Here is an 18,373-nt window from a genome sequence, read left to right as displayed (position 1 = left end):
ACATATGTGTTGATAATAGGCTGATTGGAAATAATACAATTCACACAGTCCTTCAAAACCGCAGATACAATAATAGAACAGAGCTTAAAAAAAGTAACTTTACTTGATATTATCTGACAACCATCAAACAGTACACATCCGACTTGTTCAGAGGTGGCTCGCTCACAGTGCCGACAGCGGACCGTTCATCAGGGTAGCCAATATCCTCATAGATACATATTTTCGCATCGATATCCATTTCTTCCAGAATCCCTGCGACCTCAGCCGGCCCGAAGTTGTCAGCAGGTAACAGGAAAATATTCTTTCCCAGAGACAATTCACGGATAAGAGCTTCTTTTGCCGGAGCCGGATCCCTGCCATGCGCTGTTATCATGGCCAGATTTGACATCTCCACATGGAAGCGTGCGCATGACGCCTGTATTGATGAAACGCCGGTGACAACCCTGTCATGTCCTCCTGCGAATTTTCCCAGCCCGGAGAACATGGGATCTCCGGTAGAGAGTACAACTGCATCTGAGGGCAAAAGATGCAGGTTCTTGAAACTCTTGATAGGGTGGGCTTCACACTTAATGTGATCCCTGGCAAGCTCTATCGCCCTTTCAGAACCATAGATCACAGGTGCTGCACTGATAACATCTATTGCCTCCTGTGTCAGCATCTTCGGACCGACACCCACACCTACGATGATCATATTCCATCCCCGCTGTCCATGAGGACCGTTCCGTCGCGGTCAACAACGACGATGCGTGCTCCTTTGCCTTTCTCTATTGCCATCTCAAAGGCTTTCCTGAGCCGCTCGTTGCCGGGGTCAAGCTCAAGCATCTCAACAACGGTGGCAAATCCGCTGTCCTTGAGCATGTCAGGGTTTCCCCACTTCAGGACAAGACCTGGCAGGCCGCATATGACAACGTCCCCGGTTGCAGCCTCAAGAGCTTCATCGATACGGCTTCCGGCAAGCACGACAGTATACTCCGGAAATAGCATGGTCGAATACCTGATGCCTATCCTGCCGGTAGTAAGTACCACTTTGTCGGACTCTCTTATCAAATCCCCTTTCATCTCCCCAAGATGATCGTTCCAGGGCTCTACAAAACCGGTAGTCCCGAGGATTGATATGCCATCAACGATACCTATGCGATTGTTGAGAGTCTGCTTTGCGATTTCCTTTCCCTGCGGGAGATAGATGGTGACTTCGGCACCCCTGAGATTCAGCTCTTCCACAGCCTCTGTTATGGAGGCAACTATTTGCTCCATGGGCCGCGGATTAATGGCAGGGTGCCCTTTCTTGGATTCAAGCCCGCTGCGTGTGACGATACCGACACCCTGGCCGGCATTCACCACAATTCCATCAGCCTCCTTGGCATCGGCTGCGAATTCAAGCCCGCGGGTGATATCAGATTCATGATCGTTATTGATCTTGACTGCAACAGCATGCCCCTTACTTGCCTTGACGTCAAGTTCGGCACGCAGGCCTACTGGTGTGGGGACTGATACATGGAACACATCCGTACCAAGAGAGAGCACCGCAGCCTTTGCAGCAAGTGCAGCCGTTGTCCCGGTAGTATAACCTCTCTTTAACACCGAGCCATTGCTAAGTACAACCAGCATTCCGCTCCTTATACCTTCTTCCAGTTCCTTGCGGGACATCTGTGAGCGTTCAAGCCATTCTTCTGGTATCTTGGATTTGTTTACCGGGTCGATCATCTCAGGTCAATTGTAGTTCATACTTTTAAAATTTACCGACAAGTCACGTTCTGCCAAACATCTTACCCAGCTCCTCCTTTGTGAAGGATACCATAGTAGGCCGCCCATGCGGACATGTATATGGATTGTCGCATAACATCAGTTGCCTCAGAAGCCCAAGCATCTGCTCCTGGGTGCATACCGCACCTGCTTTTATCGCCGCCCTGCAGGCCATGGTGCTGCACAGGCGGTCATACACCTGTGTGTCCTCCTTGATCCTCCCGCCTGATACCAGGTCCGAGATGATATCGTGAACGATTTCCGGGTCTTCCAGCCTGCCAAAAATGCTTGGCACTGTCGTGACCACATAGCTACCGGACCCGAACTCGGACATGGAAAAGCCGATCTGCTCCAGGAAAGGTATATAATCCTCTATAATGGCCATTTCCTTTGTACTGAGCTCAAGGGTCACGGGGGTGATAAGCTCCTGCCAACCCATATCCCGCATCTTGAGCACCTGCTCGTACATGATGCGCTCGTGGGCTGCATGCTGGTCCACCAGTACAAGTTTCCCTTCTGTTTCTGTTATTATGTAAAGATCGGAGAACTGCCCAAGCACCTTCACATCCGGAACCTCACCTTTTCTCACGGGAGGTACATGCTGCGCCTGAAGCCTCTCACTCTTCGTCAGCCGCTTCTGGGTATCTTTCATCGGATACTGGTAAGGCTGGCTATTCTCTTTAATAAGGACAGGTTTTTCCTGATGCAGTTCCTGCCTGTACTCTTCAGTGCGCTGTTCACGACTTTCCGGATAATACCCCCCAAAGCCTTCTTTTTCCACCGGAAGTCCCGCTGGCTCCGGCTCATATATCTTTGACTGGAGGGTGCTCTCCTTCGCAACCCTGAGCTCAGGGATGAGGTCTGCTGTGCTGAGGGCCTGCTCAACTGCCGTGATTATGGCAGATTCTATCTCTTTTTCTTGGCTCAGCCGAACTTCTCTTTTTGTGGGATGCACATTCACATCAACATGAACTGGGTCGATGTCAAACTTCAGGAAAGCTGCCGGATAGCGTCCCTTGGGAAGAAGCGTGTAGTAACCCAGCCTGACAGCATTGCTTATAGCCCTTGAATAAATGCTTCTGCCATTAATGAAGAAAGCTTGCAGGTCCGTTCCGCTTCTGGTAAGTTCGGGTTTTGATATGTATCCGGATATGGATACAAACTCTGAATGTAGTTCCACTGGAACTAATGAGCGGGCAACATCTGCACCGTAAAGGTGCACTATGCTGCCAAAAAGGTCGCCGGAGCTCGGAGACCTCATGACTACCTTGCCATCACTTACAAGAGTGAAAGATATTTCCGGATGCGCTACTGCATGCCTTGTGACCACATCAGTGACATTAGCAAGCTCTGTACGCAAGGTTTTCAGATACTTTTTCCGTGCAGGGGTACTGTAAAAAAGGTCGCTTACAGAGATAGAGGTTCCCACAGCCGAGCCTGCAGAGGAGATATCCTTTATGCCGCTGCTGTCCACAATTATCTTCGTACCCGAGATATCGCTTTCCTGCCTTGTGACGAGTTCAACCTTTGAGACCGAGGCTATGGATGCGAGCGCTTCCCCTCTGAAACCCAGAGTGAGGACACGCTCGAGGTCATCGATACTGCTTATCTTACTGGTAGCATGCTTCATGAAAGCCAGCGAAGCATCCTGATGACCCATTCCCGAACCATTGTCGATGATAAGTATACTTTTCGTGCCAGACCCCCTTATTTCCACTCGAATATCAGTGGCATTGGCATCAATTGAATTATCTATGAGTTCCTTGACCACAGATGCAGGGCGCTCGATGACTTCTCCTGCAGCTATTTTATTTATCGTGGACTCGTCCAGCAGATGTATCCTGGAATCTTGCAAATCACATGCATCGTCCGTCATTTTCGCTCTCTCCTTTCTCACATACAGCAATCTTAAGCCTTTCCTAAGAAGTATCAGGGAATACACATACTTTTCCTTGACTGAATTAATGTATATTTTCTGTCAGAGAATATACCATAGATAAGAATTATATCTGTTTGGCTTTTTAGAGGCAGCATATAATTAGAAGGTCTAAGATGAAAGATACCGGGGAAATTGAAAAAATAGTGCCTTTACTAGCACTTTTAACAGCCTTTCCAGCATTTTCGACGGATATGATCCTGCCAGCCATCCCATCTCTTGCTATAATATGGGACAAGCCCCTGGCAGTGATCAATTTGATCCTTATTGCTTTTTTCGTAACCTATGGCTTCTTCCTGCTTTTCTACGGCCCCATATCAGACAGATACGGGCGCCGGAAACCTCTCATTGTCGGCATTTCATTGTACATATTTGCCAGTATGCTCTGTGCTCTGGCTAACAGTGCAGCCGCATTGATAGCATTCCGAATACTACAGGCTGCTGGAGCTGCTGCCAGCGCATCTTTGTCCATGGCGATGACTAAAGATATCTTTTCAGGGAAAGAAAGAGAGAGAGTCCTTGCCTATATAGCCATAATCATGGCATTGGCTCCTATGTTCGCCCCCATCCTTGGAGGATGGATACTGGCATACCTTTCATGGCAATGGATATTCTTTGCCCAGGGTATGATGGGCGTGATAGGCCTCCTTGGAGTTCTCAGGACACCAGAAACACTGAAAGAAGCATCAGAAACACCTATGTCAAGGGTCATGCATTCCTATAGGGATCTGCTGCTTAACAAAAGCTATGTCATCATGGTCCTGGTAATGTCTGTAAGTCTTTTACCATTATACAGTTTCATTGCCGGCTCTTCTGCTTTATACATCACTGGGTTTGGCCTGAGCGAACAGAATTTCGGTTATTTCTTCGCCTTCAATGCCTTAGCATTAATGGCCGGGTCGATATCATACCTTAAACTTACATACAGAATAGACTCCAAGTATATCATGACAGCCGGTTTTGCAGGAATCGCGCTTGGAGGGGCGCTTATCCTCGTTATGGGCCAGCGTGGACCATGGAGCTTTGCCATCCCCATGGCAATGATAACATATTCCATCGGCATCAGCAGGCCACCGAGCAATCATCTCGTACTTGAGCAGGTACGCAAAGATGCAGGCTCTGCATCTTCTTTATTGATATTCACGTACTTCACCCTTGGAGCTGTGGGCATGTGGCTGGTATCCCAGGACTGGATGGCCCAGATACAGATATTGGGTATCATTGCCTTAAGTTGCGGTGCTCTTGTGCTGGTTGCCTGGATGATATTACAAAAAAGGAAAAGTATTGGCAAAAATCAATAGAACTAAAGCAAGTTTCAAAGACGGATATTGATTGCTGATGTGAAAAAAGAGTTCATATTGCGCACTTCAGCTCACTTGCCTACTTCCCCTGAGAGCCGAATCTTCATCTGGCTCAACTTATTGAGTGCCTCAAGAGGTGTGAGTGAATTGACATCCAGCTCCCTCAGTTCCTCCACAACAGGATGTTGTTTGCTTTCTTTTTCAGAGGTAGCCTGGTCGAAGAGTATCAGCTGGGTGTACTTCGCATTGTTGCGATGCTTCCTGCCTACCTTGGCATCGGTCATACTGATAGCGCTCTCGTTCTCGATATCCTCCAGTATTTCCCTGGCCCTCTTGGTTACGCTGAGGGGGACACCGGCAATCCTTGCCACATGGATACCATAACTTTTGTCTGTGGCACCAGGCACGATCTTTCGCAGGAAGACCAGATCGTCACCTTCTTCTTTTACTGCAATGTGGAAGTTCTTCACCCTTTTCAGGTTACCTGCGATCTCGGTCAGCTGGTGATAGTGGGTGGCAAAGAGCGACCTCACACCGACACGTCCCTTGTTATGGATGTACTCCACCACGGCCTTTGCTATGCTGTAACCATCGTAGGTGCTGGTGCCCCTGCCGATCTCGTCCAGCAGCACCAGGCTTCTCGGAGTAGCGTTATTAAGGATGTTGGCAAGTTCCACCATCTCCACCATGAAGGTGCTCTGCCCGCTGGCAAGGTCATCGAAGGCTCCGACGCGTGTGAACACCCTATCAACTATGCCAATGGACGCGTGTGAAACAGGCACAAATGAGCCTGCCTGCGCCATGATAACTATCATCGCTATCTGGCGCATATAAGTGGACTTGCCGGCCATGTTAGGCCCCGTGATAAGCATGAACTGGTTGTTCTGGCAATCCATGTCAGTATCGTTGGGAACGAAACCACCCCGGACAGCGCTCTCAACCACGGGATGTCTTCCATCCCTGATAAGCAGCTTGCAGTCATTCGTGATGCCCGGCCGGATGTAATTGTTATTTGCAGCCACTTCCGCAAAGTTGGCGAGCACATCCAGCATACCTATGGTTGCAGCAGTGTCCTGCAGTTGCTTTGAATGAGAAGCCACGACTGAGTTAACCTCGCACAGCAATTCGTATTCCAGAGCAACCATCTTCTCGTCAGCAGAGAGAATGTCGCTCTCCCGCTCCTTGAGTTGGGGCGTATAGAACCTCTCTGCATTGGTCATGGTCTGCTTGCGTATGTAATCGTCCGGAACCTGGGATATATTGGCTTTGGTAATCTCCAGGTAGTATCCGAATACCTTATTGTAACCCACCTTCAAAGACCTGATACCAGTCCTGTCACGCTCCTTCTGCTGAAATTCCGCTATCCAGTGTTTGCCGCTCTTTGACAGGCCCTTGAGCTCGTCCAGCCTCTCGTTATAGCCGGACTTTATCATACCACCATCCCTGACACTCACCGGCGGCTCATCCACTATTGCCCTGCCTATCAGTTCCGTAAGCACCTCCAGTTCTGTGAAGGAAGAGAGCTGTGAAACAATATCATCCAGAAGTTCGGATTTCCCGCATCCTCTCATGGAATCTACTATTTGCGGCACGGCCTCCATGGACCGCCTCAGGGCAACCAGGTCCCTTGCATTTGAATTGCCATACAGCACCCTTCCCACGAGTCTCTCCATGTCCTTCACATAAGACAGGTGCGACCTGAGATCAAACCTCACAAGAGTATTACCAAGAAGCTGTGAAACTGCATCCAGCCGGTAATTGATATCATCAACGGATACAAGGGGCTTGAGCAGCCATTTCTGCAGCAGCCTGCCACCCATTGGAGTCATGGTTTCATCAAGCACGTTCATCAGGGTAGAATCGCTGCCTTCCCCCCTGACATTCTTCACTATCTCCAGATTGCGCAGGGTGATGGCATCCAGCACCATGAACTCCGAATCAAAATAAGTCTTGAGATGCTGCACCTGTGACAGCTCCCTCATCTGCGTGTCTATGGCATACTGAAGAGCTGCGCCCGCGGAACTTACAGCAAATGGAAGCCCGCTGCATCCCATACCTTCAAGTGTGGAAACTTTGAAATGTTCCCTGAGCACCTTCTCAGCAAAGTCATGCACGAAAGCGTCTTCTTCGTATTTGTGAATGATTATCTTCAGTTCCCTGATTCGCTCCACCATTTTCTCATCGGCAAGAATGGCATCCGGCATGATGCACTCAGAGGGGCCCATGCGTGCAGCTTCGCTTGCTATCCTGTCATAGGGCGAACTGTCCACAAGCTGGGTAGTCAGGAACTCACCCGTAGAGATATCCAGGAATGCGATACCGAAATCCTTTCCTTCCCCATATAGCGCCATAAGGTAGTTATTCGAGGCATCCGGAAACATGGAAGGGTCCATGGCAGTACCAGGCGTAACAACGCGTACGACACCTCTTTTCACGACACCTTTAGCCAGTTTTGGGTCCTCAAGCTGCTCGCATATTGCGACCTTGTAGCCTTTTTTTATAAGCCGGGGCAGGTAATTGTCAATAGCATGATAAGGAATCCCCGCAAGTGGCATGTCCTTTCCATCCTTGTCCCTTCCCCTGGTAGTGAGAGTTATCTCCAGCTCTCTTGCAATGGTCTTTGCATCCTCGCCAAAAGATTCATAGAAATCCCCCATCCTGAAAAATATAAGGGCATCCCCATGCTCCTCCTTGGCGGAGTAAAATTGCTGCATGGCAGGCGTTATCTGGTTCATGATAATCTGTTGAATGGTTTGTTTCCCAAATTATCTGGCTGTTACTATTTTTGTGTTTGCATTGGGGACAGACACCATGCTCCATACATTTTTATGTAGTTCGGCCAGCTCCCTGTTCCCATCGATCCAATGAAGAACACAAAGTATGTCCGGAGTATCTAAAGGCATGGGAATTAACAGGATGTGCAGCTGATGATTGATTATCTTATCGCCCTGGAATATGAAGATCAGCACAAGTGGATCAACAGGCCCGCATGGATCACCCATTCTCTAGTAAGACAATTAATCAAGGACAACAGAAGCTATTTAAAACTGGGAAGGATTAAGGGAAATAGATACTTTGGTCGTAAGATACCAAATATTCGAATAACAGGGTGTAATTTATGGCCTCTATTGAAAAATACCAATCCTTCATAATACTAGCGTCTGTTGTTACAGGATTGACCCTTGGCCAGATTCCGGTTATCCATAATCATGCGGCTCTTTTTATTGTTCCTTTCCTGATGGTGATGCTATATGGCATCTTCTTGCAGGTTCCCCTCAGCCAATTGGGGAATTCTTTCAGGAACTGGAAATTTGCAGGTGTCAGCGGGAGCATTAATTTCATATTCAACCCTCTGCTGGCCTTTGCCCTCGGGTTCTTTTTCTTAAGGGATGCACCCGCCTTATGGATTGGCTTTATCATGCTGATGGTCACTCCATGTACAGACTGGTACTTGCTTTTTACAGGCATTGCACGCGGTAATGTACCACTTTCCGCATCCATCCTACCTATGAACCTTATCCTGCAGCTGGCATTACTACCATTATACCTGTTTATCTTTGCAGGGACCATTGCAAGCATCGATACTTCCCTGCTGCTTGAAAGTGTAATCCTTGTGCTCTTTATCCCTTTTATCCTGTCCCTGGTCTCAAAGGCTGTCTTGCCAAAAGCAAAGGGGGAATACTGGCTTGAAGAGAAGGTTTTCCCGAAACTGGATCATGTACAGTTTTCTTTTCTGAACCTTGCGATCATATCCATGTTCGCTTCACAGGGAGAATACCTGGTCCGGAATCCCCTGATATTGCTCAAGCTCATAACTCCCGTGTTGCTCTTCTTTGTAATAGTGTTCATGGTAGGTCAGATAGTTGGAAGATATCTTCATTTTTCCTATCAGGATACTGCCAGCCTGAACCTCACAACTCTTGCACGCAATTCCCCGATAGTGCTGGCAATCGCGCTCACGGCTTTTCCGGAGGAGCCGCTGATAGCATTGGCACTGGTCATAGGTCCTTTGATAGAGTTGCCTGTGCTGGGAATCATATCCCATACCCTGCTGTGGATCAGGAAAGGATGGGTATCCGAAGATGAAGCTTGTTGAAAAATAGCACTGTTAATGAATTGTAGGGGAGGGGATTTCTCCCCCTTTTTATCATTCACCTACGTTCACATCCATTCCACTCACTTCGGTACTGACCTGCGGGTTGTAGTACGAATACGCCCTGCTCTCCTGTGCGATAGCCTTCACCGGGAACAATGCTTTCATTCGGATGCTGAAATTTATTTCCTCACCCGGCTGCATGTCATCGATGTAGAGTATCACTTTGCGGCCTGCGACTTCATAGCGGGTTATCACACCTTCGTCCTTTAGGGATGCAAGGCTTGATGTCACAGGAGTGAAGCCGGTGGGAACTGCGATATCCACGATCATCATTCCGCTGGATGTCGCCCTGCCGTCGATGCCTCGTATGCCGTTGTATTTCACCCGTGTCTGCACGTTCACAATGTCATTCACGGTTACATTTGCAGAGTCATATTTTACGTCAAGCTCTATCTCTTTCTGCTGTGTGACTTCCGGCAGTATCACATTGAAACGCTTCACCAGCTGGTAACTCAGTTCACCTGTGCCCTCCATTTCGAGTCTGGCCTGTGAAATGTTCCCGGGAATCTCGACTATCTGCACTACATCGAAGTTGCGGGAGTTCACATCTATCGACCTGACGGTGTTATTTTTTGCAATGACCTTTATCGTTGCATCGATATCCCTGCCTGCTGATGCCGCTGCACTCATCAAGGCCCTGAAGGCCATGACAGTATCCTGGGTACTGGAAAAGCCGCCGTTGGAATTTCGCTGTGCGGATATCCATTTCAATGATGAACTGGCTACCGGGTTCCTTGCATCTATCAAAGCAAGAGTGGCGTAGGCGGTGGTCTCGACATTCTTGCTGGACGGCACCATGAAATCATAACCACGATGCTCGTATGGCATTGGTACCGGTCCGTCACCATAGCCCCAGTATGTGCCATGATCGTCCTGTTTTGAGATGGCGAGCAGGTCACTCAGGGCTTTATCCGCAAACGGGCTGTCTAACTTCTGCAAAGCCAGAGTGCCAATGGCAAGAGCATATGGGTCATTCTGGCCTCAAGGTTGTCCTCTAGATACTTACGGGCATCAGCTATTACCACCTGGTTGGCTGAGCCATAATCATCAAGCGCCAGGGTGACATAGGCTGTCAGTGCATAGGTGCCGCTGACCCCTCCCATCATATCCTGATGTATCACAAAGCCCACTGGCTCCCAGGAACCGTCAGCCAGCTGGTGAGATTCTATCCAGCCAGCTGATTCTGCAAGAACACCTTCATCGATGGTCGTAAGGTCCCTTGCCCCACTAAACTGGGAAAGCACGAATGCCGTCAGCCAGAGACTGCCTTCAGGGTCACTCTCACCGAAAGCGGAGAAGGAGCCGTCACTATGCCTGTATGTCAACTGTCGCTGGTAGCCTGTGACTATGTACATCTCTGCCTTGGCTTTAAGTCCGGGGTTATCCTGTCCTGTAGCCTCAAGGTAGCGGAGCACTTCAACATCAGTGGAAAAGAGCATCATATTCTGCTCCCCGCATCCATAGGGCATACCCAGCAAGTTGTCAACACCGTTGATTGTCTGGGCCACTATACTCGGACTGAAGCTCACGAGCACCTTTCCCGAATCCGGTACTATTCCTTCAGGAAGAGTAACATCCATCATCACAGAACCATTCTTGAGTATGCCGTTTTCCACAAGCTCCCTCATGGCACCTTCAGGCTCAACGATAATATCCTTCCTGACAGCATCTGCCTTTTCTGTAGTCTGGCCCGTTATCTCGATGATCTTCCTGCCAACCTCGGTGGGCCGGATAGTGAAACTTGCATAACCGACACTGTTGTCCTCAACTGTCACTTCCTGCACATCATCGCCTACTATATCGAACCATTCGGCACCCGAAAGAGTAAGCTTCACATTCTGCTCCCTGTCAAGGTAATTATAAACCTGTATCTGCACCGGGAACTCCTCACCCCGGATAACCGAATACGGCAGGTCAGGGTCGATGAAGAAATCCTGGAACACTCTCAGCTTTGCCTCTGAAATACCTATGCCTTCAGGACCCGAGGAAACTGCATGCAGCCTCCAGGTAGTGATACTGTCAGGCGCAGTCAGCTCAAGGCTGGCACGTCCCTCCTCATCGGTAAGCATGTCAGGCATCCATATCCATGTCTCGGGGAAGAACTGGCGCACCCTTTGGACTTCAGCAAGAGAAGCACCTGAATCTGTATCTTCTGCAGCAGCTTCATCAAGAACTATGCCTCCATCCATGGGAGCTTCCATCATAGGGGCTTCCATCTCAACTGCCTCGGCTTTATCCATGTCAACAAAAAAACCTGCAAAATTAGCTGCCTCCCACCCGACACTGTTCTGAGATTTGGGTACACTGATTCCGGGGGATGCCATCACTGTCACACCCGCGCTCTCCAGCATCTCATAGGCACCCTCACGGTACCAGTACGGATGGGATTCCGCCTGGGGTTCCATGAAGCGTTTTTCGAGTTCATCAAATACCTGCTTCAGATTGAGCCGGCCTTCGCTCAGGGCATATACTGACTCGTCAACAATTGAGAAACCTATCAGGGACCTGCTTCCTGCATCAAAGTCAACGGTCACATTTTTCCCCGGCTCCACGGACTCGCTGTCAAAGGAACTTTTCAGGTCCAGTTGTGCAGAGAACTGCACATCAAAGGGCAGCACATCCACGGAAACCTCGCTGTTGGGGTTGATCATGTAAGCCACGACCTTTGCCTGCGGGCTCATCTGCATTGTTACAGGTATATTGATATCCTGTTCCGTGCTGGTTCCTGAATACACAGTCCTGCCGTTAGCGAACACATCATAGAACACAGTTCCCGGATTGGTGGAATACACCCTGAAAGTGATGACATCCCCTACTTCCGGGATACCGTCACTGACCTGGCTTATATGGATGAAACTTGCACTTGGGGAATATACTGCATTCAGTTCCTTGTATGCATATGCATTGTCTGCGTCTGCGTTGAGATAGCACTGCACTGCGGATTCAGGCACATCGTAAGTAAGGAGTGCAACACCGTTTTTGGTAGATAGGGTTTGCTGGTCTGCAGTATCGCGATAGGAATCATCCCTGAAAGTCATATCAACGGTTACCTGGGTGTCCACCGGTTTTCCTCCGGGGTCCTTGGTCACCACAAGCACCTGAAAAGGCATTCCCGGCTTGATATAACTCGATTCGGGAATGATCTGGAGTAACACAGGGGACCCGGCTATGGTCAACAGCTTGTTGCTGATCTCGCTATGGTTGCCCGTGTCCGTGACAGTCACGTTGAGCATCAGGCTTGCCTGCCCGCCCGCACCGTAGGTGCCTGCTGCATACCCCACGGCAGGAAGTTCGAAATCCACGGAGCCGTTGCTGAGCTTTGCATTATATATGGCATACTGCTCCCATTCACCCACATAGCGGGAAGCTTCCACAAGCACTTCCCCTTCCACATCCTTGCCGAAGAAGTATGAAGATGACACAGTGCCTGTTATCTTGTCCGACACAAGGAACCATTCCTGCGGAGTACTTACGGTTACATCGAACTTCGGAAGCACGTACTTGTCAACCTGGATATCCACATTGGAGAAGGAATCTCCGGCACTTGCCTTTATCTTCCAGGTGCCCAGGTTAAGCTCTGAGGCCAGGGGCAGGTCAAAGGAGGCAACTCCGTATTCGTTCGAGCTCATTTCCTCCTTGAACACTTTGATGCCCTTTGCATCCGTTATCTCGATCAGGATGTCCTGTTCCACAGGCACCAGATTGTTGTTGAGGGAAAGTATCCTGCCGTGGATGGTCTGCCCAGGCTTGTAGATGGGCTTGTCAGTCTCGATAAAGAGCGGGTTGTTCCTTACCACTTCCACCGTGGCGGTGAAATTGCGCTCATAACCTGCGGGTCTTGCTGTGAGCACATAGCGACCCTCCTTCACATCAGGCACCTCAAAGGAAGCTACGGAATTGCCAGCGCCGGTTGTGGACGCCGTGAAAAGGGCAATCTCTTCATTGTTCTCATCCACAAGGGTATATTCGATACAGCGACTGACCGGCTCACCATTCTCAAAAGCAGCCATGGTTATGGAGCTCTCGCCGCCTGAGAAGAGCATTTTAGGAGCGAGTATGAAGAACTCGTCTCCTGCATCTGCAAGTTGACCGGTGCACGGACCGGTGAGGTTTGAAGAGAGTTCACTTTGGTTAGCTATACACCCTGAAAAGAGGGAGAATAATATTAGCATGCAAAGCACGCATGATCCTGATCTGACTCCTGGAAATTTCATTTTTCATCACATCTGATGCCGTAAGAATGTCGAATAAGAATTTTCTTTAGTTAGGATGTAAGGAACAGGACCGTATATACTTTGCTTAAACTTCAACGATGTTTGAAGTTATGAACTGAGATGTAACTTGGATCTACATCATGGCCTAGCAAAGGTATCCTGAAAACAAATTACATTCTCCTCCTACAGACCAGACCAATCACAAAGACTGCAAGCAAGCTACTCAAAACTCCAAGTGCTGGTGTCTGTTTGTTAGTGTCGTTTGTATCTTGAAGGTTTGAAGCTAACACGTTTTGAGAATTTTGTTCTAAGCTGCTGTTTTCCTCAATGGATTCCTCGTCAAGAACATAGGCATACTCATATACCTCCCCAGCATAGAGAAAAGAAGTATCGTTGGTGAGAGAGAAAACCACAGGAACATCTTCAACTCCATTTTCGATTGCATGTTTATTGACTATGTCGTATATCTTTTTAGTATGCTTCTCGGAATATGCCGTCCCGTCGGCATACAACCCAACATAGAAATATGCATTTATGGGGGTAGTGCCATATTCAACGACATGCCCATGTGGATAGAGATCAATTTCCCCCCGGGAACTATCCCTGATGTTCCTTAATTTATTTGCGAATTCATTTAACTGAGTCCCATTGCGGATGGGTGGGACCTTTCCGTATGCTTTGAAGACTGCCGGGTCATATATGGGACTGGCCGGATCGGTCCAGTTCTCAATACCATACTGAGACAGAGTCGCAGCTTCCTGCACCAGACTGTCACCGCTGCCATATTTCACATTGAGCGCACTCGCATGAGGAGTTACTGCCAAGAGAAGCGCAAGTACAATTAATCCGATTTTTGTTTTGTGCATGTGATAATTCCCCGCCTTAATTACGGTTTCCTCCTGCCAATCAGGCCAGCCAGAAAGACCGCAAGCAGGCTACCTAAAATCCCAGGTAAGGGTATCGATTTACTGGTTGTGTTTGTCTCAGAAATGTTTGAGATTGTTGTATTGGCAGTGCTTAGCTCCTGGCTAGTGTTATTGTCCGTGGATTCATCTTCAAGGTCATACATCATATAAGCAAACTCGGCATAGCCGACATCAGTACTGTTTGTGAGTACGAAAACTACAGGAACATCTTCAATGCCGTTTTTAATTGCATATTTATCTACAACATCGTATATCTTCTGAGTGTGCTTCTCAGAATACGCTGTTCCGTCATTATACAGCGTTATTAAAAAATACCCGCATCTCGGATCAGAACCATATTGGACTACATGCCCGTTAGGATAAAAGTCAGTCTCATTCCATGAATTTTCCCTGACACTTCGTAATTTATCTGCAAATTCATTCATCTGTGTTGCATTGTGAATAGGAGGAACCTCCCCGTATGCTTTGAAAACTGCAGGGTCATATATAGGACTGTCTTGATCAGTCCAGTTATCAATACCATACTGTGATAGGGCGGCCACTCTTTCGAATACGTCTCCACTAGTACTGTCAAGATTTACACTAACAGCACTTGCGTGTGCTATCCCTGTCAGAAGGAGTGCAAGTATAATTAATCCGATTTTTGTTTTGTGCATGTGATTTTGTTCTCCCATTAGATTAAAGAAAGAAAAGTTGAAACCCAATTCACATTTTTTCAGTGAAGTGATGAACAATTAACAGAATTTATTATAAATATTATGGCCACATCATCGGACTGAGAAATTCATTTTTCAGGCACCTAATGACCGATCATATCCTTAGCGTGCCCGTTTCAGATTATGAGCGAACGATAATCCTATTAATTGTAGATTTTTTGTGGCGCGAAACTTTGCAAATGACACTATCCCCGATCTTCACACTATTAAAGTCATTTCGATCAACCAAATAAGCATATGTTTCTCCTTCCCTCACGTTATTCACAGGATCGGCGGAACCTATCTTAACCGCAACAATATATTCAACACTAATATATTTCCCTTCCAATGATTCATGCAATGAATCACTTATGAAGATGTCATTATCATCAACAGAAATAGAATGCTCTAATTCCTTTTTTTCGATTCGTATTGATGGCTGATCTGTATGAGAGGGCATAATCTCTAAGATTCCTTCTACAATATCTCCACTCATCCTGCCTTCTATCGCTTTATATTCAACTATGCCATTAATTCCAACTGGAGTCATGAAGTAAACAAGTGATGCCAAGAGTATTAAAATCAGTAAAGTCAATATTTGGTGATCTCTCTTCATAATACCCGCTAAATAAAAGAAATATTACTGCTAAAGCAGTAATATTCACCTATCTTCAACTATATGAAATGTATGGGAGGAAGTTGTAGAGCTTCCGGGTTATAAAGAGGACTGGTCGAATCGGTCCAATTCTCAATACCATACTGTGACAGAACATTCACTTTTTCAAACAATCCAGGATCAGTACTGCCAAGATTTACACTACAACACTTGAGGGAGTGATCCCTGCTAAGAGGAGTACGATTATAAGAGTTCCAATTTTTTATGCATCCGATAATTATCTCCTGCAAATTTATATATTCGAGTTCTGTATTGTTCTTGTTACAATGGTTCTATTTTTAAAATAGTATAAATGTGATTATGAGTGACACTACCAATGAAATAATTATACAACAGAGCCAGTAAAACCTATTAGTAATTCGGTTTTTTGCCTCCGCCCTTTTTTTAATAATTAGAATCATCAAGCTTGATATAACGGCCCATATTAAGAAACCTATTAGATATATCCCATTGTTTACGGGTGGCATGAAACTATATCCGTAAGAAAACATATTTTTCTCCTAGAAATCATTCATTTTACAATAAAAAAGGGAGATAAGTCCTCCCTAAATATGCATATTTATTAAAGATGTTTCCAACCTGAGTCTTTTACCGCATACCATGTAGGTGGTTCACATCCGGGTGGCCAGACAGCCGTAGATTGGGTAATTATTTTATAATCACCAGACACATAGGAAATACTACCACTTGTTGAGATTTGGTACACATTGGTTCCACTTTTATAGGATGCACCTACCAGCACTGCACTAGTTCCACTTTTTCGGAATACTTGTGTAGTTTGCGCCATTTGTGGTATAGGTGTCGTTGGACTTGGCAGCACCATCTTCTCATACGATGAAAAACTTATCTTCGTTGAAGAAGACTTTTCTACTTTACCGTTAGCTGCAACTAAATAAATAGTTTTAGCTAGTGTACTATTTATCGATGATTCAGATATTTCTTCATTGTTTTTCATAGGATCTATCCAGATCATTTTCATTTCATAATATGCTTTTGTGGCAGCATCAGGAGACTCATCATAAGCTTCTGGGAAGACTTGTTTAATGTACTCTCCATTGGTAATATCAGTACCCCATAATTGTCTTGCAATCTCTAACTGTTTGTCTTTTGTTGTATCACTATCTACAATATTTTTTGCACTCACGGTCGAGACAAATATTGTGCTCAATATCAACATCGCCAATAGAAGCGAAGTTACTTGTAATCTTCTTACCACATTTTCACCTTGTTTCTTTACTCCAGAGGCAAGACCACGCAAGTTTTAAACCAAATCAAAACTAACAATATCTTTGCCTCTGGGCATCTCAGGGTTCAGCTCTTTTCTCACAATTTGCAGTTGAACCCTGTAAACTCCTGTATTGTTCAAGTATAAATTTCTTCTGTGCAGATCATCGAAATGAAGATGATTCCTGAATTTTCTTGTTCACATCAAAAGCAGCATGAAATCATTTCGAGAAATTGGAGAGAAAACTTATCTACTTGTAAAATTATTAACTCTTCGGTGATTTGGTGAGAATAAAGAAAATTCTTTTTCTGTTTGTGGTTCTGGCTTTAATATCAGCACCTGCTGTTTCTGCAAAAGAGGAATACACTATCTGTTCTTCAACGGAAGAGCATCAGCCGGTTATTATCAAGGCATACAGCACAATAACACAGGGACAGACAAAAACATATACAACAACTATTGGAACCACAGTTAAAAAGCTGGAAGTTGACCTCAACTGGGGTGATACCAGCGATTACCTGTCGCTTGCGATATACACACCCAGCGGAGCATATGTGGGAAAGTTCTATGACAACGCGGACGGAAGTGTAGACGGCAGAATCCATCTGGACATCACTCAGGGGCAGAATTACCTGCAATCCGGAAAATGGACATTCAAGGTACGTGGGGAATCCGTAGTTGGAACAGAAGACTACTACTTCAATACTTTCACTTACTAAAGCAGGGAGTTTGCTCCTTCTTTTTATTGTCGCATTGCATACACCTGTAGCACTGGCTGCTGAATACTATGTAACTCCCAGCCAGAGCGATGGGGTTGGCATGTCCGCAACAGGAGAGCGTGGCCAGGAAGTCGAACTTATAGAGATACCTTACTGGAGGTTTGTGCTGCTGATAGGTGTGGCTCAGATAAGTTCATCCCCGGAGTTTATCCTGACATTCAAATACCTTAGATTTGCTCCTGTCCTTGGAGGCGTCAGGAGAATAAACAGATCAAATGTACTGAATAACTCCAGCAGGGACACAATATTCAATATTATCAGGTCCGTGCCGGGGATACATTTAAACCGGATTTCGAAAGACACCGGCATCAATCTAGGGACACTCCGACATCATATAGATATTCTTGAAAATGAGAAAGTGATAATGGCACAAAGGATTAACGGCAAAGTCCGCTTTTTCATGAACGGGTCTGCTTATAGCGATAAAGAGAAGACGCTGATTTCCCTTCTCAAGAATGACATTGATCGTAAAATCATATATGAGATATTGAAAGGCCATCCTATAAACAACAATTCTCTCGCCGAAAAACTGGGAGTTTGCGCTTCAACTGTAAGCTGGCATCTAAAGCACATAAGAGAAAAGGAGATTATTGAAATGAACAAGGACGGAAAAAACAATAATTACAATATCTGTCCGGATTACTACCACTTGATAGAAGATGCTTCAGATAACTGGCTTGAAGTATAATTAGGTTCTCAACATCTGCTTTTCGATTTGTACC

Annotated in this window: 13 protein-coding genes and 1 pseudogene; 4 read left to right on the top strand and 10 right to left on the bottom strand. The window is 46.6% G+C overall.

The window, feature by feature from the left end; genetic code table 11:
* Positions 1 to 109 precede the first annotated feature (109 nt).
* Genes QZZ22_RS04315 through mutL form a run of 3 tightly spaced genes read right to left on the bottom strand, consistent with a single transcriptional unit; the run spans position 110 to position 3,619 of the window.
* A complete protein-coding gene (locus tag QZZ22_RS04315) occupies positions 110 to 691 on the bottom strand; it encodes a cobalt-precorrin-7 (C(5))-methyltransferase (RefSeq protein WP_292463004.1) in 582 nt (193 codons plus the stop codon).
* Entirely contained in the window at positions 688 to 1,704 is a 1,017-nt protein-coding gene (locus QZZ22_RS04310) for a cobalt-precorrin-5B (C(1))-methyltransferase (protein WP_292463003.1), read from the bottom strand. The genes QZZ22_RS04315 and QZZ22_RS04310 overlap by 4 nt, the downstream gene beginning before the upstream one ends.
* A 43-nt stretch (positions 1,705 to 1,747) precedes the next feature.
* Positions 1,748 to 3,619: a DNA mismatch repair endonuclease MutL gene (gene mutL, locus QZZ22_RS04305; RefSeq protein ID WP_292463002.1), complete on the bottom strand. Its 1,872-nt coding sequence runs from the start codon at positions 3,617 to 3,619 to the stop codon at positions 1,748 to 1,750.
* A gap of 176 nt (positions 3,620 to 3,795) precedes the next feature.
* Between mutL and QZZ22_RS04300 the strand changes: the two genes are divergently transcribed.
* Positions 3,796 to 4,980, top strand: a complete 1,185-nt coding sequence (locus tag QZZ22_RS04300) for a multidrug effflux MFS transporter (protein WP_292463001.1) — start codon at positions 3,796 to 3,798, stop codon at positions 4,978 to 4,980.
* Between the two features lie 71 nt (positions 4,981 to 5,051).
* Here the strand turns inward: QZZ22_RS04300 and mutS are convergent, their stop codons facing one another.
* Both mutS and QZZ22_RS04290 read right to left on the bottom strand, forming a co-directional pair.
* On the bottom strand, positions 5,052 to 7,718 hold the full coding sequence (mutS, locus tag QZZ22_RS04295; RefSeq protein ID WP_292463174.1) for a DNA mismatch repair protein MutS: 2,667 nt from the start codon (positions 7,716 to 7,718) through the stop codon (positions 5,052 to 5,054).
* Between the two features lie 27 nt (positions 7,719 to 7,745).
* Positions 7,746 to 7,982: a hypothetical protein gene (locus QZZ22_RS04290; protein ID WP_292463000.1), complete on the bottom strand. Its 237-nt coding sequence runs from the start codon at positions 7,980 to 7,982 to the stop codon at positions 7,746 to 7,748.
* A 116-nt stretch (positions 7,983 to 8,098) separates the two neighbouring features.
* On the opposite strand from QZZ22_RS04290, the gene QZZ22_RS04285 reads away from it, so the two are divergent.
* On the top strand, positions 8,099 to 9,076 hold the full coding sequence (locus QZZ22_RS04285; RefSeq protein WP_292462999.1) for a bile acid:sodium symporter: 978 nt from the start codon (positions 8,099 to 8,101) through the stop codon (positions 9,074 to 9,076).
* Between the two features lie 51 nt (positions 9,077 to 9,127).
* Here the strand turns inward: QZZ22_RS04285 and QZZ22_RS04275 are convergent.
* From QZZ22_RS04275 to QZZ22_RS04255, 5 genes and pseudogenes are all read right to left on the bottom strand, one after another.
* Positions 9,128 to 13,146, bottom strand: a pseudogene (locus QZZ22_RS04275) (alpha-2-macroglobulin family protein).
* A 374-nt stretch (positions 13,147 to 13,520) separates the two neighbouring features.
* The gene (locus QZZ22_RS04270; protein ID WP_292462998.1) at positions 13,521 to 14,216 is read right to left on the bottom strand and encodes a hypothetical protein; all 696 of its coding nucleotides are present in this window, start codon (positions 14,214 to 14,216) and stop codon (positions 13,521 to 13,523) included.
* A gap of 20 nt (positions 14,217 to 14,236) precedes the next feature.
* Positions 14,237 to 14,932 carry a hypothetical protein gene (locus QZZ22_RS04265; RefSeq protein WP_292462997.1) on the bottom strand — a complete coding sequence of 232 codons (696 nt, stop codon included), beginning with the start codon at positions 14,930 to 14,932 and terminating at the stop codon, positions 14,237 to 14,239.
* A 181-nt stretch (positions 14,933 to 15,113) separates the two neighbouring features.
* Positions 15,114 to 15,587, bottom strand: coding sequence for a hypothetical protein (locus QZZ22_RS04260; protein ID WP_292462996.1), 474 nt, complete (start codon positions 15,585 to 15,587; stop codon positions 15,114 to 15,116).
* Between the two features lie 622 nt (positions 15,588 to 16,209).
* A complete protein-coding gene (locus tag QZZ22_RS04255; RefSeq protein WP_292462995.1) occupies positions 16,210 to 16,905 on the bottom strand; it encodes a hypothetical protein in 696 nt (231 codons plus the stop codon).
* Between the two features lie 251 nt (positions 16,906 to 17,156).
* Here QZZ22_RS04255 and QZZ22_RS04250 point away from each other — a divergent pair, with 251 nt between their 5' ends.
* Both QZZ22_RS04250 and QZZ22_RS04245 read left to right on the top strand, forming a co-directional pair.
* A complete protein-coding gene (locus tag QZZ22_RS04250; protein WP_292462993.1) occupies positions 17,157 to 17,591 on the top strand; it encodes a hypothetical protein in 435 nt (144 codons plus the stop codon).
* On the top strand, positions 17,551 to 18,339 hold the full coding sequence (locus tag QZZ22_RS04245; protein ID WP_292462992.1) for a winged helix-turn-helix transcriptional regulator: 789 nt from the start codon (positions 17,551 to 17,553) through the stop codon (positions 18,337 to 18,339). The genes QZZ22_RS04250 and QZZ22_RS04245 overlap by 41 nt, the downstream gene beginning before the upstream one ends.
* Positions 18,340 to 18,373: the final 34 nt, after the last annotated feature.

Source organism: Methanolobus sp., from assembly GCF_016278365.1.
Lineage (GTDB): Archaea > Halobacteriota > Methanosarcinia > Methanosarcinales > Methanosarcinaceae > Methanolobus.
This window is presented reverse-complemented; position numbering and strand designations above follow the sequence as displayed.